This window comes from Dyadobacter sp. HNCC25DJ184, from assembly GCF_056895215.1.
In genome coordinates this window covers 133,448-156,408 of sequence record NZ_JBXHAQ010000006.1, presented here as the reverse complement: position 1 = coordinate 156,408, position 22,961 = coordinate 133,448, and the positions used below count along the sequence as shown (strand labels likewise).

Below are 22,961 nucleotides of genomic sequence, written 5' to 3'. Positions count from 1 at the left end.
CTACGTGAGAATTCTGCGCGATTGTGTACTTTTGCATTTTCCCAATGTAGGTACGACACATGCGTGTTTGTTTTGTCATGGCGGGTTTGCCGCATTATTTTACTTTGATTCTGAATAAAATGGTATCCGAAACCGGAACCGAAATTATTCTGATCAAACCAAGTGCCACCAGCAAGGCATTGGGCTCAGGTGTGAAAGAGGACACATCTTCCGTCAAATTTCAACTAATTGAACTTCCTGAATATTCGGCGTGGTATGGAAAACCTTTTTTTAGAGACTTAATTCCAACGTTGGAAAAGGTTAAGCCCGATATCGTAGTGATGTCTGCATGGCCTTATTTTTTGCAACTCGTTTTAAATCCGTTTTTTTATAAGAAGTTAAGAAATATCGGAGCAAAGCTTATTTGCCGCGATATTCCTTTTAATATATCCTATTGGGGAAAGAGCCGGGAATATTATTATTCCGGACAAAACCTCACAGAAGATATGGGCGAGGGTGGAGCAAAAAGTTGGAAAGGATATCTTTTTTTTAGAGCCATTACAATATTAAGGAGGTTATATCTCCCGCTTGCTGACGCGCACATTAACTATTTTGACGAAGCACGAAATATCACCGGCAGCTACGGCGTTCCGCAGGAAAAGATATTTGTGGCGGCCAATTCCCCCGATACAGATATTTTGCTTAATACCTATGCCGAGGTTTTAAAACAGCCGGTAATTCTCCCGGAAAACCCTTTCCGACTTGTCCATGTAGGGCGCTTAGTAAAATGGAAAAGAGTTGACATGCTGATCAGATCGGTAAAAGACCTAAAATCGAAATTCCCTCAGATTGAACTGGTTGTAATCGGTTTCGGGCCCGAAGAGGAGTCCTTAAAAAAACTCGCGGTTGAGCTTGATATTGCTTCGTCCACAAACTTTGTCGGCGGGGTATATGACTCGCTGACGTTGGGTAGGTATCTGCACGCGTCGTCTGTTTATGTCTTAGGGGGAATGGGTGGCTTGTCAATCAACGATGCAATGTGTTTCGCTAAACCTGTTATATGTTCCGTGGCGGATGGAACGGAAAAGCGTCTCGTTATAGAGGATTATAACGGATATTATTTCAAAAATGGCGAGCAGCAAAGTCTGAACGATGCGGTCGCGAGACTTCTTTCTGATCAGGATAAGTTGAAAACGTTTGGAGAAAACTCTTTAAGGATCATAAAAGAGAAGGTTAATATACATACGGTGTTGCAGGAGTATGATGCGGCGTTTAAGTATGTTATGAAGGAGGGGTGAAAGGGAGAAGGGACGAAGGGATAAAGGGAGAAGGGACGACGGGGGATTGAAACAGATATTTTGACTGGGATATAGTTGAATTTAAGTTGGATATGAAAATATTGAGTATAGTTGGTGCGCGTCCGAATTTCATGAAGGTGGCGCCTTTGCATCGCGCTTTTGCTGGCGATAAGGATATCGTTTCTAAGATTATACATACTGGTCAGCACTACGACGCTAAAATGTCGGATGTGTTTTTCAACCAGCTTGAATTGCCCAAACCGGATTATTTCCTGGGTATTGGCGGCGGGTCGCATACGGTGACGACGGCCAAAATTATGCTGGAGTTTGAACCCATTCTTTTGGCGGAAAAGCCTGATGTTGTGCTGGTTGTAGGAGATGTGAATTCTACCATTGCCTGCGCCATGGTGGCAGTGAAAGAGCATATCCCCGTTGCCCACGTGGAAGCCGGGCTGAGAAGCAATGACCGGAATATGCCCGAAGAAATTAACCGCATCATGACGGATGCTATTTCTAACGATCTGTTTGTAACGGAAAACGCTGGATTGGTAAACCTGAAAAATGAGGGAGTTCCAGACAGCAAAGTGCATTTTGTCGGTAACGTTATGATCGATTCATTGATTTATTATCGCGAAAAAGCGTCAAAATTAAATCTGGTACACGAACTCAATCCTGAAGGTAACCCATATGTGTTGGTAACCATGCACCGGCCAAGTAATGTGGATACGGAAAGCGGGCTAAGGAATATCCTGGAGATCGTAAAAAATACTTCGGAGAAACGAAAAATTTTGTTTCCGATTCATCCCCGAACATTGAAGAATATGGAGGTTTTCGGTCTGTTGGACGGACTGAAAAGTCTGGAAAATGTGCAACTTCTTGAACCACAGGGATATCTTGAATTCCTGCATTTGATGCAGCATGCCGAGTTAATTATCACGGATTCAGGTGGTATTCAGGAAGAAACAACTTTTCTGCAGGTGCCTTGTATTACATTCAGGGCGAGCACGGAAAGGCCAGTCACTGTTGAACTTGGGACGAACTATCTGCAAAGTGATTTAAACCCAACCTCGGTCAATGAGCTGGTTACTAAGATTTTGAATGGACAGGCAAAAAAAGGAACAGTGCCGCCACTTTGGGATGGAAACGCCGCGATCAGAATCCGGGAAATCCTAAAGGAGAAATATCTAGCGTAGCATAAGGCTTTCCGTTCGGAAGTCAGCAATCGGCATAAGACTGGAATTAAGTTTCGTACCGTGAACTGAAAGCTGATTGCCGAAGTAATTATGAACATTATTTAACCGCATTTTTGACAATTTGGGAATCGTAGTTCGACAGAGTTTAAAGGCCGGCCTCGGTGCCTATATAGGGGTTGGAATCGGAATCATCAACCAGATGTATGTTTCCACCAAATTTCTGTCGGTAGAGGAGCTGGCTTTGTACAGACTTTTGTTCGAAAATAGTTTGCTTTTTTCTGCGTTTGCTCATCTTGGGACGCCCTTTATCGTTGATAAATTCTTTTCCAACTTTCGGGATGAAGAAGAAGGTCACAATGGAATTCTGCCGTTTTTGCTGTTTTTGCCATTTATAGGAAGTCTCCTTTTTACGCTGGTTTATCTGGCGAGCTCCGATTGGATACACAGTTACTATGCCAAGGAGTCGCCGATGATATTACAGTATCATTTTTTGGTTATCCCGCTCACTGTTTTCTGGATTTATATCACAGTTCTCGAAGCATATTGTCGCAATAACGCGCGTATTGCAATTCCTAATTTTATCAGAGAAGTATACCTGCGTCTGGCTGGAATGTTGCTGATCCTCCTGTTTGGGCTAGGTTTTCTGAGTTTTGACGTCATGCTGTATCTCATCGTTGGATCGTATGCGGTGGCGATTTTGATATTGATTTTTTACATCAACAAATTGGGGAGATGGTACTGGCGGCTCCCCAATACCACCATTCTGACGAGACCGATGTTGAGGCAAATGTTGGGTTATGGTAGCTTTACGCTACTTGGTGGTATTGGCGTAAACCTGATGCTGTTTATCGACCGTTCTATGTTAGCCGGGGAGCGAGGCCTGATAAGCACGGGTATCTTTATCATCGCTGTAACGATGGCGAGTGTGATCGAGATTCCTAAAAAGGCAATTTCGCAAATATCCATCCCGCTGCTTTCCAATGCGTTGCAAAATGGTGATTACGACCATGTTCGATTGATGAACCGCAAGTCGGCGTTAAATCAGTTGGTTGCCGGTGGAGTGGTTTTTCTGCTGATTTGGGCAAGTATTGATGATATTTTTTTCCTGATACCCAAAGGTGAAACTTACGGGGAAGGGAAGTATGTCGTGCTTTTTATAGCGCTTACCAAAGTTTTTGATATCAGCACGGGGCTAAACACGGAGATAATCCTTTATTCCAAGTACTTCAAATTTGCCACGATATTCATCGTTGGGTCAGCCATAATCGGTTTTGTTCTCAACCTTTGGCTCATACCCAAATATGGATTTACAGGTGCAGCAATAGCCACAGCGGCGACAACCTTGATATACTCCGTTTCCCGCATGACCTTCGTTTGGCTCAAATTTGAAGTACTGCCTTTCTCCTACAAAACGATTCAGGTTGTTGTTGTTTTGCTGGTACTCTACGGCCTAACGCTGATTGTTCCGGCCTATCACAGAACCATACTATCGGCCCTGGCGATGATGGCAGTGCGATCCACATTAATTATTCTCATTTTTGCCTGGCTTATTGTCGCTCTGAGGGTTTCGGAGGAGATTAATGGGCTGGTAGATATGGGTGTTATGAAAATCAGAAATTTTAAGAAATAATTAAAAATGATCAGGTCAATCAAAAATGTGGTTTGGAGTATCCTCAACGGCCTTGGGCTGGGAGGTAGTGTGCAATTGTATTTGCAAAGCGCATTGAAGGACTACGGTTGGTTTAAAAGCTTTCATTCGAAAAGATCGGTGGATGCGGATGGCAATCCATTGCCTTGGTATACCTACTGCTTTATAATATTTTTTAGACCAAGAGTGCAAGCTCATTTTGAAGTATTTGAGTATGGTTCTGGGAATTCAACGCGCTGGTATGCCCAACGTGTCAAGGAAATAACAGCGGTAGAGCACGAAAAAGATTGGATCAATATAGTGAAACCACAATTACCGGCCAATGCCAGCATACTTGCCAGAGAACTTGGGTCGCCTTACATACAAGCAGTTGCCGAAAGTGGCAAAAGATACCATGTTATTGTCGTAGACGGGCGTAATAGGGTGAAATGTACGGATTTTGCTTCCGATTATCTTACCGCTGACGGCGTGCTCATTCTGGATAATTCCGAGCGTCCATTTTATCAACCGGCCAAGGATTTAATGCAAAAGAAAGGATTTAAAAGGCTTGATTTTGTCGGTATGGCACCTATCGTTGGCCATGAAACCTGTACAACAGTTTTTTATCGGGAAGGAAATTGTTTGGGTATTTGAAGAATGAATAATAGTAAATGCAGGCCGTCCAATATTTGTAGTATTCGGTTTGGCAAGGGTGCAATTTATTTTCCTGTCGTCAAATTCTTACGAATCTAAAAATACTTAACAATCGTCGTTTTTGCGCATTCCTCTGCTCCCATATTTACCTTGAAATTTGCCAGGCTGGGTTTGAAATTTCCTTCATGATCAAGAGATTGTCCAAGATCAAGAACCCGGATACCGTGCGACTGGCAATATGTATAAATGCAGTCATAGAGCATCACCATAGGACTGTATATTTTATACGCAGGCAGATCAGCCGGCAGAAAATTATACAGCACTTCTTTATTTACTAAAACGGTTAATGACAGTGCGACGATTTCTTCCTGATGCTTCACGACGAAAACGATGAATTGATCGGGAAATTCGGTCATCAATTTTGTTAGCTGACGCTCGGAAATCGATAGGGAGTATCCGTATATCAGCCGCGAAGTTTCGATAAAGTCGTAAAGATCCGCCGAGCTGATATCACAGATTCCACCACAAAAACTTTCGCGCTTACATTTAGCCAACCTCCTTCTTTCTTGCGGATCTATCAGATTTTCGAACGCTCCGGAATTGACTGGTAGATAGTAGTTGCGGTTTTCCTGAAACGTATTGAATCCGTTATCCTCGTAAATTTCGGCCTTGGTATTCCCGTAGATGGTGGGTGGTAGCTTGATTCTGAGGCAGACTCCATTCTGACTTTTGATGAAATCTTCTATACTATTCAAAAAAAAGGAAAGACCTTCGTTCGAACAATCCCTGGCAGATTCTATTCCTCCAAAAGGCGCGTTGACCGGGGAATGCCAATTTCCGCCAATACTTTCGTAGCAATGAAAAACTCCAATATATTCGGACCGTTCCATCTGAAAAAGATAGAAGGAAAGTATATTTTTTTGTTCATCGCCTTGTGTATTAATATACTGATGCCTAGCGTATAAATTGGGAACAAAGGGTAAGGTTCCGTTGGGAGGCGCATAGGTTTTTGTAAGAAATACTTGGTAAGGGAAACTTGCCCGAATTTTGATAGTATTGTCGATAATTGTAAAATTATTGTTACTTTTTTTATAATTAATGTCAAACATAGGCAATATAGAAAAATAGACGACTGTTTCTTTAAAATATCCTATCATTATCAGTTTTAATATAATAATTATACTTTAACTCGCGAAAGTTTTATTAGAAATTATGTGGCTTCTACAAAATATAGTAGTAGTTTACAGGAAAGTAGAGTTAATGGTATTAGTTCTTTGTAAAAAAAACTACGTTTTTAATAATAATTTGATGCTTTATTCTAACTTTGGAGTTAAGCGTATTACGATAGTTATTTGGATACAACCTCATACATGAAACAAATACTAATAGCCGAAGACCACGCAGTTGTAAGAATCGGAACGAAGCACCTCCTTCAATCACTTTTGCCGGATGCGGCGATATCAGAAGTGGCGGATTTTGATAAGATTATTCAGGCTATGGAGTCGAAACCATATGATCTGCTTATTCTGGATATCAACATTCCAGGAGGAAACAATACTAAGATGGTGGAGGCGATCAGGATTAAAGATCCTTCTGTAAAAATCTTGATGTTCTCAAGTTATGATGAACAACTTTACGGGCTTATGTATCTTCAGGCGGGTGCGGATGGATACTTGTCAAAAGACGCTCCTGAGGAAGAATTCAGGACGGCTGTGACAAGCGTGCTGGAAAACAGGAAGTACATGAGTCAGGATATGCAGCAATTGAACATCAACAGGCTGATCAACCCTAAGGAGTTTATGCCAGATCCTGTCGTGACTCTTTCTCCAAGAGAGACCGATGTAATGAATCTGTTAAAAGAAGGACTGGGAACAGCAAAAATTGCTGAAAAACTCAATCTTCAGCTTTCAACAGTAAGTACTTACAAAGCAAGAATTTTTGAGAAGTTAGGAGTTAACAATATCGTCGAGCTCATAACCAAAATCAAATAAAAAGAAAGAAGCCCAGTCAATACCAATTGGCGGGGCTTTTTTCTTCTCCTTCATTTCTTGCTCTTTTCCTCCCCATCGGATACTACCGGCTTTTTACTACGTTTGCAGGATCATATTTGAATATTGGAATGAGAAAGCTGCAAGTAGAAGAGTTAGATAGATTAAGTATTGAAGAATTTAAGGTTTCTGAAAAATTTCCATATATCATCATATTGGATAATATCCGAAGCCTGAATAATGTCGGATCATTTTTTAGAACGGCAGACGCGTTTAGGGCATCGAAAATGATCCTGGGCGGTTATACGCCGCATCCTCCCCACAGAGAAATAACCAGAAGTGCGCTCGGTGCTGAACTTTCCGTAGACTGGGAAAAGACAGAAGATCTGGTGTCATATATTGAAGCTATTAAGTCCGAAGGATATCAGGTTTTTGCAATTGAACAAGCCAGTGGCAGTATAATGTTGCAGAACTTCACTCCTGATTATCATAAACCTTGTGCCTTTGTGTTCGGAAATGAGGTTGAGGGCGTATCAAATGATCTTATCGCAATCTGTGATGCGTGTCTCGAAATCCCGCAATATGGCACAAAACATTCCTTAAATGTGGCGATCTCCGCCGGCATAGTTCTATGGGAGTACGTCAGAAAAAGATAACATAAATATAATGTCGATTATTTGGCAAATCGGAATTAAAAACTCAAATTGTCAGTTTGCCAAATGTTAATTTGGTCCGTTGATTATTTTACTGATAATCAGATACTTTATGTTAATACCAATTAAAACTGAGACTAAAATATTGTCCTTATGAAATCCGCTACGAAGAAATTATCAACCGAAATTACCGAGTCTTTACTGGGTACCCTTGAGTCAGTATCAGAGGGTTCCAAGAAAATTAAAAAGTCGATAGAGAAAGCTGCTCAAAAGCTTGCTAAGAAAGTAGCGAGATTTAATAAAAACGAGGAAAAAAGAAAAGAGAAAGAGAGCAAGAAAAAAGAAGGCAAGAAAAAATCTGACAAGAAGGAAAAGGTAAAGGCGGAGAAAAAGTCAAAGAAGACAATAAAAGCAGCTGAGAAAATAGAGGAACTTGTAGCTTCTGTAACAGCAGTTAAAGCGCCGGTAACTCCAACTCGGGCACCAAGAACCCGTAAAGTCGCTACTGCCGCTAAACCACCAGTGAAGAGAGCAGCCAAAGCGCCGGCGAAAGTTAATGGCAGTGGAGGGAACGAAGCCGCCACCGAAGTGAAGGAGAGCTAAGCTGAACCAACGATTGATATTCTTGACAAAGCCTGCCAGAAATGGTGGGTTTTGTCGTTTAAAGACATTTAACTGTTACTATATCGAATGATCGGCGTACCAAGGAGGTTAATCACCAAAGGTAATGTCGAGAAATATGTTAGGCAAGATTGTGTTTTTTGCGATTTGTTCGATCCCCGTTTTGGGGCAGTCGAAAACCAACAGTGCCACTACCGCCAGTGCAACTTCCCATCCGTACGCTGAGCCCGAGTTTATCAAATTGGGTAAAATTGGCATCACTCCAAACGGCGACGGCCAGGATGATAGTCTGGTTATCAACTATGAACTTGCGGGATCAGGTAATTTCTGTTCGATGCGTATTTTCAATACCAACGGTGAAACGGTTAAAGTTTTGTTGAAAAATGAGTCGATAACCGGAAATGGGAAGATCCTTTGGGATGGTTCAACAATCGACAATGGAATCGCTCCGGCCGGATACTATAATCTGGTCACAGAAGTCTGGAGTGAAAAAGGTAATATACGAAGGTTCCGTAGTCGTATTATCGTTAACCGATAGTCGATCGCTGTTCCCGAATACCAATCGTGGCGAGCATTCGTCCTGTTACTCCATTTTCAGATCGATAGGAAAAGTACACATCGTTGTTAATGACGGTGGAGTAAGGTGAAACTTCAATATTTTTTGACGGGATCCCTGTTGCAACAAGTTGGGATTTATTGCTGGATTTGAGATCGACGAAAAACTTGCTTTTTTCTCCATCCCAACGTTTGAAACTTGATTCAAAGTGCCGGGCAACATCTTCTCCAACTTCGAACGAGCATTCATCTATACAAGTACCAATATATGCGTAGCAGTTTTCCGATTTGGTTCCGTATTCAGAAATCATCATTTCAACAGCCTTTTTGGTGATTCCAGCTACAGTACCACGCCAACCGGCATGAATAGCCGCGACGGCTTTTTGGATCGGGTCATAGATTAAAATAGGCGTACAGTCGGCCACTGTAACAGCTAGTTGGATATTCTTTTGATTGGTTATCAATGCATCAAATCCTTCAAACCTTCCGGCTGTTTCAACTTTCAATATGTTGGCAGAATGAATCTGATGAGATTTTGCAACGTCGGCAAGGGGTACTCCCAATGAAGAAAAGAAGATCCTGTTATTTTCTGCCACGTTCTCTGGTAAATCGAGTGTCGATCCTCCCAAATTCAATGAGTTGTAAGGTGCTTTACTTATACCGCCATTTCGCGTGCTTTCCGCAGCTATTATGTTGGGAAATTGACGAAAAATGTCAGGTATTCTGGAGCAGTCAGAGTTTATTAATGCGTCATTCATAGCCAAAAATAGAACACCGCCGTTAAATTACAAGTCATAGGTCATACAAAGTAATCTATAAAGAGGTGTGTCATCCTCTCCGACCTTTTACTAATACCAATCCATTCTTTTAGAACAAATCTTATAAAAGGGTATCTTTGCCGGTAACTATACTAAAAGGAAATACACTATTCTGAACTATTGGAGTCATATAGTATTGATTTCAAGTTTTTTGAGTTTGAGTTTATGATAAAAGTGAGCGTGTGCGTGGTGACTTTCAACCACGAGAAATTTGTTGCAAAAATGCTGGATTCTATCTTGATGCAGCAGACCTCGTTTGATTTCGAGATTATCGTTGGTGACGATTTTTCAAAGGATCGGACAAGGGAAATATTGACGGAATATCAGCAAAAGTATCCGGACAAGATCCGACTCTTGTTGCATGATCGCAATATGGGTTTGAACGGAAAGTATAACGCACTTTCTACGTTTGCAGCTGCAAAAGGGGAATATATCGCCCAGTTTGACGGGGATGATTATCTGACCTCGCCGCATAAGCTTCAACGTCAGGTGGATATGCTCGATGCCCATCCTGAATATTCAGCCAGCTTTCACAATGCAGAGGCGATATATGACGACAAATCGGCGCCATCTCATCTGGTCAATTGGTTGACAAAGTCCGAATATACCGTAGATGATCTGATCGGGGAGGATGAGCTTTGTTATATAGCCACGTCCAGTCTTATGTTTAGAAGGCAAGACTTCGCTGACAATCCGGATCCGGACTGGACCAATCTTTCTACCAGCGGAGATATCCCGAGAAATTTGATGTTGGCCAGCAGAGGTAAAATAGGGTATATCGATGAGGTGATGTCGGTATATAGAAAGAATCGGGGAGGGGCGAGTTTCGCAGACAACCACCAAAGTGCGGATTTCCTGTTTAACAGGATACAGATGTATTCAAATATTAACAAACATTTTGGATACAAGTACGATAAAGTATTGCGCAAAAATATCGCAACTTATTATTATAAATTGTTGTACGCCAAGCAATACAAGGATCATTATTGGCGCCGACTGAGGTTTGCCATTAAATATCTAAACCTGGCCGAACCGGCAACGGAAAGAAAGAAGCAGGTGATTAAGGATTTTGTAGTCCCACCCTTTTTAATGAAGGTATACAGCTTTGTGGCTATTTCGTTGTACAATATTCGCTCCAAGGCTGAGGCCTAAATACAGGCTAAAGGGGCTGAGGATTAGCTCTGTAAGGTTTTGGCCTCGTCATTAGTTCCAAACATATATGAATGAAAAGACCCGGTTGTGATTCCGGGTCTTTTCATTTTTAGAATAGCATCTCCTGTGGTGGTGTAACACCTTTCAATCTGATGTAAACAGTGGCTTGTCCACGGTGGTGAGTTTGGTGCTCAAAAGCTTTGATGAAACCCATTCCTGCTGTCATTTCCTTTCCGAAAATTTTAACAGTCTTTCCGAAGTTTTCCGGAGAAACGCTTTTAAGCGAGGATATTACGAAATCGTAGCTATCCATAACCCCTTTTGTAATCGCTTCTTTTGACTGATCGGCGCCCTTTTCAATAGATCCAGTTGCAGGATTTTTTATACCCGATGCTGCTGCAGCAAAAGCTTGATTGGCATCTGCAAGGTGTCCCATTTGTTGGGCGAACGTGCGCATTTCAGGCGTTGGTTTTAGCGCATAGCCGTCAGCTGGCATCACATCCAGATAGGCCTTGGTGTAGGCTTTGGCTCTTTCCCATTCTGCCACTTGTACGTCGACAGGGCTTTGAGCAAAAACAGTAAATGCTGAGATCAGCATAAAACAGGCGGTGAATAATAATTTCATAGAAGATGTGTTTGATAGGTTTATATAAGTTCGAAAGGTACATTTATTGATGTCGATTTTCAATAAATCGTATTCGTATTTAATGATATTGGTGACTTTTTCCAGTAAACGGGTGCGGGAATGGTAGACCATTCAGATATTGTACTTTAATACTTTTCAAATTAGTTAGTTGTAGATGGCGAATTCTCAGGAAAAACGGGTTGAAAAATACCTGGATATGGGTCACAGTGAGGCGCAAAGTCATGCGAAAACGCAGCAAAAAGTATTTGAAAAACACGTAACTGTAGAAAAGGAGACTGTAACAAGGGTTATATCGGAGTTTCTGAAAACCAATTTGTTCGGTTTCACATACCACTATATTAAAAGCCGGTTTGGTAAAAGGCATCCATATCAGTCGTATCCTCGAAACGGAGATAACGGTATTTACAGGTTGCAGCCCGCAAAACCTGATGCTGAGGAAATCACTCTTTCACTTCTTTCCGACTGGGCCAGCGATACCGCTGAGTCTGACGCGATCGGAAAGTTGGTTGCCAGCCATATTCCTGACTATACGATTCATTTGGGTGATGTGTATTTTGTCGGTACTGCTTTTGAAATAGCAGAGAATTTTACTGCGCCATATGCGTCGTGGTATTATGGTGAATCGGGGAGCCTGGCGCTTTCAGGAAATCATGAAATGTATTCCAATGGTAATGCATTTTTTCAGCAGTTACTGCCTGCTATGTATGCAAGGGAGGGCGAAATCCGCAAGACCCAGCAGGCTGGCTTTTTTTGTCTTGAAAATGATCATTGGCGTATCATCGGCCTGGATACGGGATATACCTCCGTGGGGCGTCCATTTATGGAGGTGCTGTCACCACCGGATTGTCATCTTAAGAAAGAACAGATTTATTGGCTTCGGAATGTTGTTAGGCTCGGTGATCCCGAAGATAAACGTGGATTGATATTCCTGAGTCATCACCCATACCTGTCTTCGTTCCGGGATGATTATAAAAAGCCTGGCGAGCAGATAGAAAAAATACTCGGAGAATCTACACGACCCGTGATATGGTTTTGGGGGCACGACCATCGGCTGGTCTTTTACAAAGAGGGGGTGAACGGTAAAGGTCCAATGGCATATGGTCGGTGTATCGGGCATGGAGGACTTCCCGTCGAAACAAATCTTCCGGATTCAATGGAGGATACTCAACGTATCTTGTTGTACGACAGACGCGTACGTAAATCGATCAAAAAGACAATAAAGCGTTATGAGCTTGGTTATAATGGATTTGTTACGCTCAAACTGAAGCAGCATGAAGTCACCGCGGAATACCGAGATCTGGAGGATGTGGTGGTTGCCGAAGAAAGCTGGCATGTTGACATGAAAAATGGCCAGATTCATTGGGATAGCTTGACGCATCTTCCTGACCTGGCCATTTGAAATGATAATATCTCCTGTCGGTACTTAACTGACGGGAACGTGAAAGAGTTAAAACTCAATCAGTGATGTGAATCTCCGTGGGAATTGTCCTGATAAAAATAGGCAAATATTACAGCCAGGCCGATTGTTCCAAGAATGAAAACGAACAGGTCGCCGAAAACAACCAGAATTAATAGAAGGATAATAAATGCCAGGATATATGCTCCGCTGGATAGTCTTTTAATGGCGCTATGAACTTCTGTCATGGATTCTTGCGAAAAAGGAACTTGGTTAATGTCTCCGCGAAAATAATAAATGAATGTGAACTAAGCATGGTGTTTCGGCGAATTTTTAACCTATAACCAAGTGATACCCTTATTAACCTATGTAAAGAACGGGCTTTTATTTCCTCAAATCGAAAAAATAGTTGTGTTTTACTGAGAATAAAATGATAATATTAATTCTGGTATTACTATTTTAATGTAATTTTTTGTATTGTTTATAATCGTAATACAAAATATTATTTTGTATTTTATGTTATTTCAGAATATTGTATATTTGACTAAATGATGAAATCGATTTTTTAATTGTGAAGCGGAGTGCGGTCGATTTGTACTTAAATAATACGATCATGAAAAACACAAGATACACAATATCAAAAATTCTTTGTGCGGGATTCTTTGTCTTCGCATCTTATCAAGGAATGGCTCAAAATACTTCGGGAGGATCCGATTCTTTTTTCTCTGAATTTTATGTGATGCAGGTAAAGCCTATGGAATTTTTGCTGACCTATCATTATCCGATTACCGACAGGGTATTGGTAAGGATCAAAGATGTCGAAAACAATGTTCTTTTTGTCGAGAAAACATTGGTTTACAAACAGTATCGCAAATCATTTGACCTGTCGTCATTAAAGGATGGAAGTTATACTTTTGAGTTGACGGACGGTGAGGTGACTTTTGTGAAATCTTTTGATGTCGCCACGAGAACCAGAAGGGTGGCCGTGGCACTAACAGAATCTCGTTCTGAATAAATAACATTCACTCCGTCCTCCTTTTTTGGCTGTATTTAATACATTTGTTCGGAACTGGAACTTGTACCTGAAAGATTTCGGCTGCGAGCGATGTAAACAGATAGTATTAAATACGCACGGGAAATGTCATACATTATCGGTTGTGATATAGGAACAACCAACGTAAAAACCACAGCATTCGATTCATCAACGGGTTCGATTTTAGCTTCGCATAGTGTCGGTCACGAAATGTCTCACCCGAAGCCGGAGTGGAGCGAGCAGGACCCGGATGAGATTTTCAACGCTTTGTGCGTTTGTGTTACGAAGACGATCACCAAATCGAATACCGCTGGAAAATTGCTTGGGTTTTGTTTCAGCTCGGCCATGCACAGTGTAATGGCTGTGGATGAAAAGGGCAAAAAACTTACGCCATTAATCATCTGGGCTGACAATCGCAGCTCCAAAATAGCGGATCAACTTCGAAGCTCGGAAGAGGGAAAGAAAATTTACAACAACAATGGCACGCCAATTCATTCGATGACGCCGGTGTGTAAATTGATATGGTTCAAGGAAAACCAGAAAGATATTTTCGAATCGGCGGCGAAGTTCATCGGTATCAAAGAATATCTGATTTTTAAGCTTACCGGACGATTCCTCGTAGACTATTCGATAGCATCGGCGACTGGTTTATTCAATATCAGGGACAAAGTATGGGATCAATGGACGCTGGATTATATCGGTCTTTCAGAAGACAAGCTTTCTGCTGCAGTTTCTCCATATCACCAGGAGCAATTACCTGAAAATAATAGTTTTGGCGTTGACACAGGAACTCCTTTGATCATGGGCGCCAGCGATGGGTGTCTGGCCAATTTGGGCGGAGGAGCCATTAATTTCGGATCCATGGCAGTAACAATAGGCACCAGTGGAGCGGCGCGTATATGTTCAGACGAGGCATATTCCGATCCCGAGATGCGAACGTTCTGTTATTTGCTGGACGAAAATATTTATATCATTGGCGGACCTTCCAATAACGGGGCGGTCATTTTTGAATGGTTGATGAACACCTTTTTTGCAAATGAAGAATATGATACTGTTTTAAAGGAAACGACAAAGATTGCTGCTGGCTCAGAAGGCCTTATTTTTTATCCGTATTTGTTGGGTGAAAGAGCACCGTTATGGAACTCGGAAGTGCGTGGTGGTTTTTCCGGTTTAGGCATAGAGCATACGCGTTTGCACTTTGCGAAGGCTGTTTTGGAAGGCATATTATTGAATCTCGATTTGATCGCAGATATACTTTTTCAAATGCGAAAAGTGGATACGATATATGCCAGTGGCGGGTTTGCCAAGAGCCCGATCTGGGTACAAATGCTGGCCGATGTCTTTGGTAAAAAAGTAGTACTGAATGAAACAATAGAGGCAGGGGCGACGGGTGCTGCCATGATGGGGCTCAAGGCACTGGGGCTTTACAAACACTATTCGGAAATGAGCCAATTCACCGTTGTTGGGAAGGAGTTTGAACCGAATACAGAAATAAATCTGCGATATAACGATATTAGCAGGCAATTTAAGGAAGGAGCAAAGTTTATCCTTCATAAATGTCTGGAGGAAAAAAGCGGTCTGCTTTGAGTACAGACCGCTTTTCTAAAATTAAAACTTGTAGGTAACGCTGAGTCGATAATTTCTTGGCGGTTCGGTCTGGTAGTAATATGCATTCAACCAGTCGTAATATCCACCTGCGTATAAATATTTGTCAAGGATATTGAACACGTTCAAAGTCAGCTTGATCTTGTCTTTTTCCCAAAATACACCACCGTCGGCTTTGAAGTAGTTTGGCAAGTTTGTTGCCGTGTTGGTGTCACTCCAATTGGAAGTGGCTCTGTCAGCCATATAGGTGAAACCAGCTGATATTCCTGCTCCTTTCAGCGCGCCGCGCTGTACTTTATAGTTAAGCCATGCATTAGCCGTGTGTTTTGCATATCCCGGAATCACCTGCCCTTTTGTGTAATCTGTTACACCTTCCGCCACTTTTGAAACCTTCGAATCGGTCAAGGCGTAGTTGGCGATCAGATTCAGGCCATTAAATATGGTTCCTCTTAAGTCGAATTCAATTCCCTGTGCTCTTTTTTGCCCCAAAACGATATTCATCGGATTGTTCGGAGCACTGTTTGGATCAGAGGTCAATTCGTTGTTTTTCAGGATTCTGTAAAAAGAAACGGTGGTATTCCATCGTCCGTCTGCCCAGTCTCTTTTAATTCCTATTTCGGTATTGTTACCCGTGATCGGCTTTACAGATTCATTATTTGCAAGTCTGCCCGATTGAGGTATAAATGCCTGATCATAAAGCGCATATATCGAAGTTTCTTTATTGATTGACGCACTTAGTCCGATTCGTGGAGTGAAATGTTTTGCCTTGTCAGGAGATCCGCCCCAGAAAGACTGGGATACCGAAGTATATCTTCCGGCAAGTGTCAATCGAAGTGCATTGTTGAAGAAACCCAATTCATCCTGGAAATATAGACCTGTATAGGTTTGGTCCATATTACCACCGCCATTCACCGATCTGGCTTCCAGATTCAGCGTACGATCGAAAACAGGGAAACCATTTAATGGGGTACCGTAGGTAGGAGCTTTTGGATCGAACGCATGAAGCGTGTCTTCCAATGCATGTGATTGTGCCCAGTCAGCTATGTAATTTTTGTTTCCGGCATCAATTCCTGCCAAAATTCTGTGTTGAACTCCACCAGTCTGTACATTCCCATTTACAAAAACCTGAGCCATGGTCATTTCGCTTTTCGCATCCCATATACCTACGCTTCTGATTAATTTGCCATCCGGGAATACCGCATTGGGCCACATGCTGGATCCCGTCTGATTGTAATTGAAATAGGAAGCCTGAGCAGTCACTTTCCAGTCGCTGTTGATCTGGTGTTCAAGATTCAGCAATATGCTCTGATCTTTAATTTTTGTCGGAGCCAACCCCGGGGGCATTGTGGTGAAACCGATCGGAAGCGTGCCATATCCGTCGGTCGAGAATACGTAAAACGAACCGACATCTGACATTTTCGCATACTGCATCGTATATTCTGCCGTCAGTTTAGTCTTTTCATCCACCTGATAAGCGATAACCGGAGCCACGGTATATCGGTTGTTATATTCAAATGCACGGTGCGATTTTTTTTCCTGACCTGCCACATTCAGTCGATAAAGCAGTTTTCCATCCGCACTTAATTTGCCATCCAGATCCAAAGACGTACGGTATAAACCATAGCTGCCCAGCGTAAATGAGGCTTCACCTTTTGTCTGACCGGTTGGTTTTTTTGTGACCACATTATATAATCCGCTTGGGTCGCCATTTGCGAGCATAAAGCCAGCTGGCCCTTTTACGAATTCAACATGATCCACAAAGCTCATGTCCTCAGTCAGCGGTCCCCAATAAGAGGCTACCACGTTAAAACCATTTCTAAATGCCTGAATCTGAGATCCTCTCATCGTGATATTGGCATATAGATCACCCCAGTGTTCCAGCCTTGTAGCGCCGCTGACGTTTCGGATCAATCCATCGCTCATGCTGATAACCTGTTGATCAGCAAGCGTTTTCGAAGTTACAATCTGAATGTTTTGCGGAAGCTCCTGTAACGGCCCGGACAATCTCAAACTATTGGAGACATCCGTGCTCTTATATCGGCTCGCATCCTGCACAACCACTTCTTCCAGCTGGTTCAGGTTTTCGGTTAAACTGAAATCGACATGTGTGGTTTTGCCATCCTCCACCTGCACCTCTTTTTCCTGGGTAGCCAGACCGACGAAGCTCGCCATGAGGGTATACTGTCCAGGCTTGATTTTGTTCAAGGAGAAATTTCCTTTTCCATCTGTAGTAGCACCTAATCTGGAGCCTTTCAAACCGATGGTAACGTATTCAGCAGGTTCGCCATCAGAGGTCAATACCTGTCCTGTTATTTTGCCCGTTTGCGCCTGAACCATAAGGGTAAAGAGGCTCGAGAGCACCAAGAGATAAAGTTTTTTCATTCTATAATTAGTCTAAACATTCATAACACGAGGCGAAAGTCATACACTAATTCCAGTTTTCCAAAACATTATTGATAATAATTCTAAATAATTTTCATGGGGGAATTTTGATATACTTAAAAAAAGAAAAGTTTGAACTATTGCTGGTAGTCAGCGAGTTCAAACTTATCAAGGGAAGTGTTAAATTAAATGCGGCGTTATTTCTGTTTAATTTCTGCTACCATCTTTTCGGTCACCATTTTTTTGTCCGAAGAATTACCCCACGAATTCAGGATATAATTCATTACGTCGGCTATTTCATCATTACCAATTCCCGGGTTAGGCATCATATTGTCGTAGTCGACACCGTTCACTTTTATTTTTCCGTACAAACCGAATTTGATGGCTTTGATGGCATTGGTATGATCCGGGAACAGGTAGTCAGATTTTGCCAAAGGCGGAAATGTCGCGGTTACGCCTTCGCCTGTGCCCATATGACAGCTGATGCAGTTTTCAGAATATACCATTTTCCCTCGCTGTATACTTTTCGCCAGTTCGTCATCCTGCGATATTTCCAGATCAGACTTCATCAGACCGGGTCCATCCAGACCGGATCCATCCAGACCGGGTCTATCCAGACCGGGAAGTGTAGCGGAGCAAAAGATTAAACCTGATAATATTAAAAGAAATGATTTCATGATTTCGCCAATTATTTTTTTTGCTTTAAACAAACAAAACAGACAGAGATTGTGCTCTCTGTCTGTTTTATAACGTCACTTTTCAATATTTAAGATTTCGGGCTGATCTTTACAACTTTGCCGGAATTTTCAAGAACAACATATACGTTGCCGTCGTGTCCCTGGCGAACGTCGCGTACACGGCCTAATTTCTCAAATATGATTTCTTTAGCAGTCACTTTATTACCCTTCACGGTAAGGTGCTGGATATACATAAATTTGAGCGAGCCAACCAGCAAATCGCCGTTCCATTCCTTGAACTTAGGATTATTGATAAAAGTCACGCCGCAAGGGGCGATAGAAGGTTTCCAAAATATAACAGGCTGCTCCATACCGGCACGAACACTGTCTTTTGATATGATACTGTTGTCGTAGTCGATTCCGTAAGTAATCAAAGGCCAGCCATAGTTCTTTCCTTTTTCAATGATATTCAGCTCATCACCGCCCTGAGGACCGTGTTCATGTTCCCAAAGTACTTTTGTAGTCGGGTTTAAAACCAGTCCTTGTGGGTTTCTGTGACCATATGTCCAGATTTCCGGTCTTGCATCCGCCGTTTTAACAAAAGGATTATCAGTTGGAATTTTGCCGTCTTCAAACAGACGAACTACTTTTCCCTGATCTTTGCTCAGATTTTGAGAGTTCTCTTTTTGTCCACGCTCGCCCAATGAAAGGAAAACATAACCATCATTAAACACGATACGGCCGCCAAAGTGATTGCCACCTTTTACATTAGGAATAGCTTTGAACAGATGTTGAATTTCAACGAGCTCATGGCCCTTCAATTTTGCGCGCATCAACGCAGTGTTGGCACCTTCATCGTCACCAGCCTCACCTTCTTTTTTAGGAGAGGAATAACTGATATAAATCCAGCCATTGTTTTTGTAATCCGGATGCAGGTTAATGTCCAGCAAACCACCCTGACCTTTGTAATAAACCGGCGGAATACCTTTAATTGCCTCAGGATCAAGAACGCCATTGTGTACCAAGCGTAATTTCCCTGTACGTTCAGTTACCAACAAATCGCCGTTTGGCAACAAAGCCGACGCCCAGGGCATATCGAGACCTGTTGCAACAGTATCAACTTTCAGATCTGAAACGGAAAATTTTGCTTTTTTATCAGGAGCTGGCATATTGGAGCTCATCAGCGTGACTGAACCTGCCAGAAGAAGGCTTCCGAGTGCCCAAGGCGCTCCTTTTTTTAATATCGAAGAGCTAAACTTCATAACTTAAAATTTGGGTTAAGGATGTAAAGAGTTGAGGACGAAATTACTATTTTACTAATTCAACTTCATGTAAATAATTGTTAATGAGGCTGATTTCTTCGGTTGAAAGTTCGATATCTGCGGCTTTTGCATTTTCAATGGCCTGCGCTGCATTTCTTGCTCCGGCCAAAGCGATGGTAATTCCCGGTTGTTCAATGGTCCATTTCAGAACCAATTGCCCAAGCGTCGCATGTTTGTCTTCGGCTAACGGCTTTATTTTTTCAAGAAACGCGTTCACCTTTTTAAGATTCTCTTCTTTGAAAACGGGAAGAGTGGATCGGTGATCTCCTTCCGCAAATTGATGTCCTGGACGCATTTTGCCAGTTAATAATCCTCTTTCCATAGGACTGTAAGCCAATATAGAAAGTTGATTTTCAATGCAATATGGAACGGTTTGTTTTTCAATTCCGCGTTTTACCATGCTATATGGCACCTGATCGGAAACGAGATCGATATATTTGCGGGCTTCCGCTAACAGGTCCGCGTCATAATTGCATACACCTGCATACCTGACTTTTCCTTGCTGGATTAATGTGGACACCGCCTCCATCGTTTCCTGAATGGGCGTCGTTTTGTCATGCCAGTGAATCTGATACAGATCGATATAATCGGTTCCTAATCTTTTCAAACTCAGTTCGCATTCCTGAATGATGCTGTCTTTGGAAGCGAGCTTGTAGATATCAATGTCCTCGCCTTTGTTGTTTTTGCTTTTCATGGCAAAATCACCTTTGGCAGAAGTCCATTGCATACCATATTTGGTCAGTATCTGAACCTTGTCTCTCGGTATGGAACGAATTGCCTCGCCGACAATTTCTTCACTGAGCCCTTGTCCGTAAACGGGTGCAGTATCAATGGAAGTTACTCCCAAGTCATATGAAGCCCTAATTGCTTCAACCGCTTCGCTTCTTTCATTGCCTCCCCACATCCATCCACCGGCAGCCCATGCGCCGAAAGTAATAACTGAGACGCTTAAATCTGATGTTCCTAGTTTTCTATAGATCATAACTTTAGAGGAGTGAACGGTGACTTTCCGGCGTCAACCGGAAAGTCATGTTAAGTTATTTGCTTAAAGAGAACGGCGCATTTTCCGGCTTGGTTCCCCAGGTTTTAGAAGGTTTGCTGGTCATATCAAATTTGATACTACCACCTTTTTGAATATCAGCATGTTCCAGATATGTATTTTCATGTACTTTTCCATTCAGGCTGGCACCCTGGATATACATATTGCTGTCGCTCGAAGCTGGTGCTTCAACAACGAATTTCTTTCCATCTTCCATCGTCAAAGTCGCTTTCTTGAATAATGGCGAACCTATCACATATTGGGTGGTACCAGGTGTTACTGGATAGAAACCAAGTGAGGAGAACACGTACCAGGCAGAAGTCTGACCGTTATCTTCATCTCCGCAATATCCATCCGGGGCAGCCTGATATAGTTTTTTCATCACCTCGCGCAACCAGAATTGTGATTTGAAAGGAGCTCCGGCATAGTTGTAAAGATAGATCATATGCTGAATCGGCTGATTACCGTGTGCATAGTTGCCCATATTCATAATTTGCATCTCGCGTATCTCGTGGATCGGGAAGCCATAATAGCTGTCGTCGAATATTGGCGGCATTTTGAATACGGTATCCAGTTTCTGAACAAAAGCTTCTCTTCCGCCCATCAGGCCAACAAGTCCTTTCATGTCCTGAAAAACCGACCAGGTATAGTGAATGCTGTTTCCTTCTGTAAACGCATCTCCCCATTTGAACGGATTAAACGGCGTCTGGAACTTGCCATCCTTGTTCTTTCCTCTCATCCATTTCGATTCAGGATCGAAAAGGTTGCGATAGTTTTGGCTCCTTTTTAGATATACATCAACCTCATTCTGAGGCTTTTTTAATGCCTTTCCCAATTGGGAAATACAGAAATCGGCATATGCATATTCCAATGTCCTTGCAGCATTTTCGTTGATTTTTACATCATATGGCACATATCCAAGTTCGTTATAATATTCATGACCGAAACGACCCACTGAACTTACCGGGCCAGCGTGTTCAGTGTTTTTAAGAATTGCTTCATACAATTTGTTGATATCGTATCCACGAATCCCTTTGATGTAAGAATCAGCGATCAATGATGCCGAGTTCGACCCGATCATACAGTCGCGGTGGCCAGGGCTTGCCCATTCAGGAAGGAAACCGCTCTCGTCATATGCGTTTGCAAGGCCTTCCATGATATGGGAATTCAAGGTCGGGTACATTAGCGTAAAGAAAGGGAAAACAGCCCTGAAAGTATCCCAGAAGCCATTATCGGTAAACATATACCCCGGTTTTACTTCACCGTTGTACGGGCTGTAATGTACAATCTGATTTTTAGCATCATATTCATAAAATTTCCTCGGAAAAAGCATCACACGGTAAAGGCAAGAGTAGAAAGTGCGGATCTGGTCAATATTATCGCCTTCCACTTTGATACGCGAAAGCTCGTCGTTCCATATTTTTCGGCCTTTTTCGAAGGTTTGATCAAACGTATCATTACCCAATTCACGTTTAAGATTCAATTCTGCCTGTTCAGGGCTGATGAACGAAGAGGCAACCTTCAATCCAACTTTTTCACCTCTAACGGTTTTAAATCCAACTACTGCACCTACATGGCCAGCTTTCAGTTCAAGGGTATCTTTTGCCAAAGTTTTGCCGTGAAAAGCGGAAGAAAAAGTAAAGGCTTTGTCAAAAATCAGTACAAAGTAGTTTTTGAAATTTGAAGGAACGCCGCCGCTGTTTTTGGTTGTATATCCAATGATTTTCTTTTCTGAAGGGATGATTTTTACATATGATCCTTTGTCGAACGCATCCAGTAATACAAAAGAGCTGTCTGATTTAGGGAAGGTAAATCTGAATTGCGCCGCTCTTTCGGTAGGCGTTATTTCGGTAGTTACATCATAATCAGCCAGATATACTTTGTAGTAATGCGGTTTTGCAGTTTCAGCTTTGTGTGAAAACCAGCTGGCGCGGGCCTCTTCATCGATTTTCATCGTGCCGGCCATTGGCAAAATGGAGAACTGGCCGTAATCGTTTATCCACGGGCTTGGCTGATGGGTTTGCTTGAAGCCCCTGATTTTCTCAGCATCATACATATAACTCCATCCGTTGCCCATTTTCCCGGTTTGCGGCATCCAGAAATTCATGCCCCAAGGCAATGCGATTGCAGGGTACGTGTTTCCGGCTGAAAGGCTGAATTTCGACTGCGTTCCCATGAGCGTGTTGACGTACTCGACGGGCTCAGCGGTAGGCTTCATGACCTGACCAAAAGCGACGAAGCTGGCGATAGTTAATAAGAAGGTTAAAGATTTAATTTTCATCGAAGAAATAACTCGTTTGGATAGGAAATTGGGTATGTTAAT

Annotated in this window: 21 protein-coding genes; 12 read left to right on the top strand and 9 right to left on the bottom strand. The window is 42.3% G+C overall.

Annotated elements, in window-relative coordinates; all coding sequences use genetic code 11:
* The first annotated feature begins 59 nt into the window (after nt 1–59).
* From AC1XUD_RS11265 to AC1XUD_RS11250, 4 genes are all read left to right on the top strand, one after another.
* Nucleotides 60–1,277 (top strand): glycosyltransferase family 4 protein, encoded by a 1,218-nt coding sequence (locus tag AC1XUD_RS11265; RefSeq protein WP_483361096.1) that lies wholly within the window; start codon nt 60–62, stop codon nt 1,275–1,277.
* Between the two features lie 92 nt (nt 1,278–1,369).
* Entirely contained in the window at nt 1,370–2,470 is a 1,101-nt protein-coding gene (gene wecB, locus AC1XUD_RS11260) for a non-hydrolyzing UDP-N-acetylglucosamine 2-epimerase (protein WP_483361095.1), read from the top strand.
* 121 nt (nt 2,471–2,591) lie between these two features.
* Nucleotides 2,592–4,100 (top strand): lipopolysaccharide biosynthesis protein, encoded by a 1,509-nt coding sequence (locus tag AC1XUD_RS11255; protein ID WP_483361094.1) that lies wholly within the window; start codon nt 2,592–2,594, stop codon nt 4,098–4,100.
* A 6-nt stretch (nt 4,101–4,106) separates the two neighbouring features.
* Nucleotides 4,107–4,751, top strand: a complete 645-nt coding sequence (locus AC1XUD_RS11250; RefSeq protein WP_483361093.1) for an FkbM family methyltransferase — start codon at nt 4,107–4,109, stop codon at nt 4,749–4,751.
* 95 nt (nt 4,752–4,846) lie between these two features.
* On the opposite strand, the gene AC1XUD_RS11245 is transcribed toward AC1XUD_RS11250, so the two are convergent.
* Entirely contained in the window at nt 4,847–5,641 is a 795-nt protein-coding gene (locus AC1XUD_RS11245; RefSeq protein ID WP_483361092.1) for a GNAT family N-acetyltransferase, read from the bottom strand.
* A 480-nt stretch (nt 5,642–6,121) separates the two neighbouring features.
* Between AC1XUD_RS11245 and AC1XUD_RS11240 the strand changes: the two genes are divergently transcribed.
* From AC1XUD_RS11240 to AC1XUD_RS11225, 4 genes are all read left to right on the top strand, one after another.
* Nucleotides 6,122–6,742, top strand: coding sequence for a response regulator transcription factor (locus AC1XUD_RS11240; RefSeq protein ID WP_483361091.1), 621 nt, complete (start codon nt 6,122–6,124; stop codon nt 6,740–6,742).
* Between the two features lie 128 nt (nt 6,743–6,870).
* Complete coding sequence (locus AC1XUD_RS11235) at nt 6,871–7,395, top strand: RNA methyltransferase (RefSeq protein WP_483361090.1); 525 nt, start codon at nt 6,871–6,873, stop codon at nt 7,393–7,395.
* A gap of 150 nt (nt 7,396–7,545) precedes the next feature.
* A complete protein-coding gene (locus AC1XUD_RS11230) occupies nt 7,546–7,995 on the top strand; it encodes a histone H1/H5 family protein, HCT subfamily (RefSeq protein WP_483361089.1) in 450 nt (149 codons plus the stop codon).
* 124 nt (nt 7,996–8,119) lie between these two features.
* Nucleotides 8,120–8,551: a flagellar hook assembly protein FlgD gene (locus AC1XUD_RS11225; RefSeq protein WP_483361088.1), complete on the top strand. Its 432-nt coding sequence runs from the start codon at nt 8,120–8,122 to the stop codon at nt 8,549–8,551.
* On the opposite strand, the gene pgeF is transcribed toward AC1XUD_RS11225, so the two are convergent.
* Nucleotides 8,541–9,326, bottom strand: coding sequence for a peptidoglycan editing factor PgeF (gene pgeF / locus AC1XUD_RS11220; protein WP_483361087.1), 786 nt, complete (start codon nt 9,324–9,326; stop codon nt 8,541–8,543). The two genes, AC1XUD_RS11225 and pgeF, sit on opposite strands and share 11 nt — an antisense overlap.
* Before the next feature lie 225 nt (nt 9,327–9,551).
* Between pgeF and AC1XUD_RS11215 the strand changes: the two genes are divergently transcribed.
* Nucleotides 9,552–10,538: a glycosyltransferase family 2 protein gene (locus tag AC1XUD_RS11215; protein ID WP_483361086.1), complete on the top strand. Its 987-nt coding sequence runs from the start codon at nt 9,552–9,554 to the stop codon at nt 10,536–10,538.
* 109 nt (nt 10,539–10,647) lie between these two features.
* Here the strand turns inward: AC1XUD_RS11215 and AC1XUD_RS11210 are convergent, their stop codons facing one another.
* Nucleotides 10,648–11,163 carry a DinB family protein gene (locus AC1XUD_RS11210; RefSeq protein ID WP_483361085.1) on the bottom strand — a complete coding sequence of 172 codons (516 nt, stop codon included), beginning with the start codon at nt 11,161–11,163 and terminating at the stop codon, nt 10,648–10,650.
* A 175-nt stretch (nt 11,164–11,338) separates the two neighbouring features.
* Here AC1XUD_RS11210 and AC1XUD_RS11205 point away from each other — a divergent pair, with 175 nt between their 5' ends.
* Nucleotides 11,339–12,583, top strand: coding sequence for a metallophosphoesterase family protein (locus tag AC1XUD_RS11205; RefSeq protein ID WP_483361084.1), 1,245 nt, complete (start codon nt 11,339–11,341; stop codon nt 12,581–12,583).
* A 59-nt stretch (nt 12,584–12,642) separates the two neighbouring features.
* Here AC1XUD_RS11205 and AC1XUD_RS11200 read toward each other — a convergent pair whose 3' ends face one another.
* Nucleotides 12,643–12,828 (bottom strand): hypothetical protein, encoded by a 186-nt coding sequence (locus AC1XUD_RS11200; protein ID WP_483361083.1) that lies wholly within the window; start codon nt 12,826–12,828, stop codon nt 12,643–12,645.
* 365 nt (nt 12,829–13,193) lie between these two features.
* Between AC1XUD_RS11200 and AC1XUD_RS11195 the strand changes: the two genes are divergently transcribed.
* Both AC1XUD_RS11195 and AC1XUD_RS11190 read left to right on the top strand, forming a co-directional pair.
* The gene (locus AC1XUD_RS11195) at nt 13,194–13,595 is read left to right on the top strand and encodes a hypothetical protein (RefSeq protein ID WP_483361082.1); all 402 of its coding nucleotides are present in this window, start codon (nt 13,194–13,196) and stop codon (nt 13,593–13,595) included.
* A gap of 123 nt (nt 13,596–13,718) precedes the next feature.
* Complete coding sequence (locus tag AC1XUD_RS11190) at nt 13,719–15,200, top strand: gluconokinase (RefSeq protein ID WP_483361081.1); 1,482 nt, start codon at nt 13,719–13,721, stop codon at nt 15,198–15,200.
* Between the two features lie 21 nt (nt 15,201–15,221).
* Here AC1XUD_RS11190 and AC1XUD_RS11185 read toward each other — a convergent pair whose 3' ends face one another.
* The 5 genes from AC1XUD_RS11185 to AC1XUD_RS11165 form a co-directional block, all read right to left on the bottom strand.
* Nucleotides 15,222–17,600 (bottom strand): TonB-dependent siderophore receptor, encoded by a 2,379-nt coding sequence (locus AC1XUD_RS11185; protein WP_483361080.1) that lies wholly within the window; start codon nt 17,598–17,600, stop codon nt 15,222–15,224.
* A gap of 197 nt (nt 17,601–17,797) precedes the next feature.
* On the bottom strand, nt 17,798–18,277 hold the full coding sequence (locus AC1XUD_RS11180; protein WP_483361079.1) for a c-type cytochrome: 480 nt from the start codon (nt 18,275–18,277) through the stop codon (nt 17,798–17,800).
* 89 nt (nt 18,278–18,366) lie between these two features.
* On the bottom strand, nt 18,367–19,539 hold the full coding sequence (locus AC1XUD_RS11175) for a PQQ-dependent sugar dehydrogenase (RefSeq protein ID WP_483361078.1): 1,173 nt from the start codon (nt 19,537–19,539) through the stop codon (nt 18,367–18,369).
* A 46-nt stretch (nt 19,540–19,585) separates the two neighbouring features.
* On the bottom strand, nt 19,586–20,581 hold the full coding sequence (locus tag AC1XUD_RS11170) for an aldo/keto reductase (protein ID WP_483361077.1): 996 nt from the start codon (nt 20,579–20,581) through the stop codon (nt 19,586–19,588).
* Between the two features lie 55 nt (nt 20,582–20,636).
* Entirely contained in the window at nt 20,637–22,919 is a 2,283-nt protein-coding gene (locus AC1XUD_RS11165) for a GH92 family glycosyl hydrolase (protein WP_483361076.1), read from the bottom strand.
* Nucleotides 22,920–22,961 lie beyond the last annotated feature (42 nt).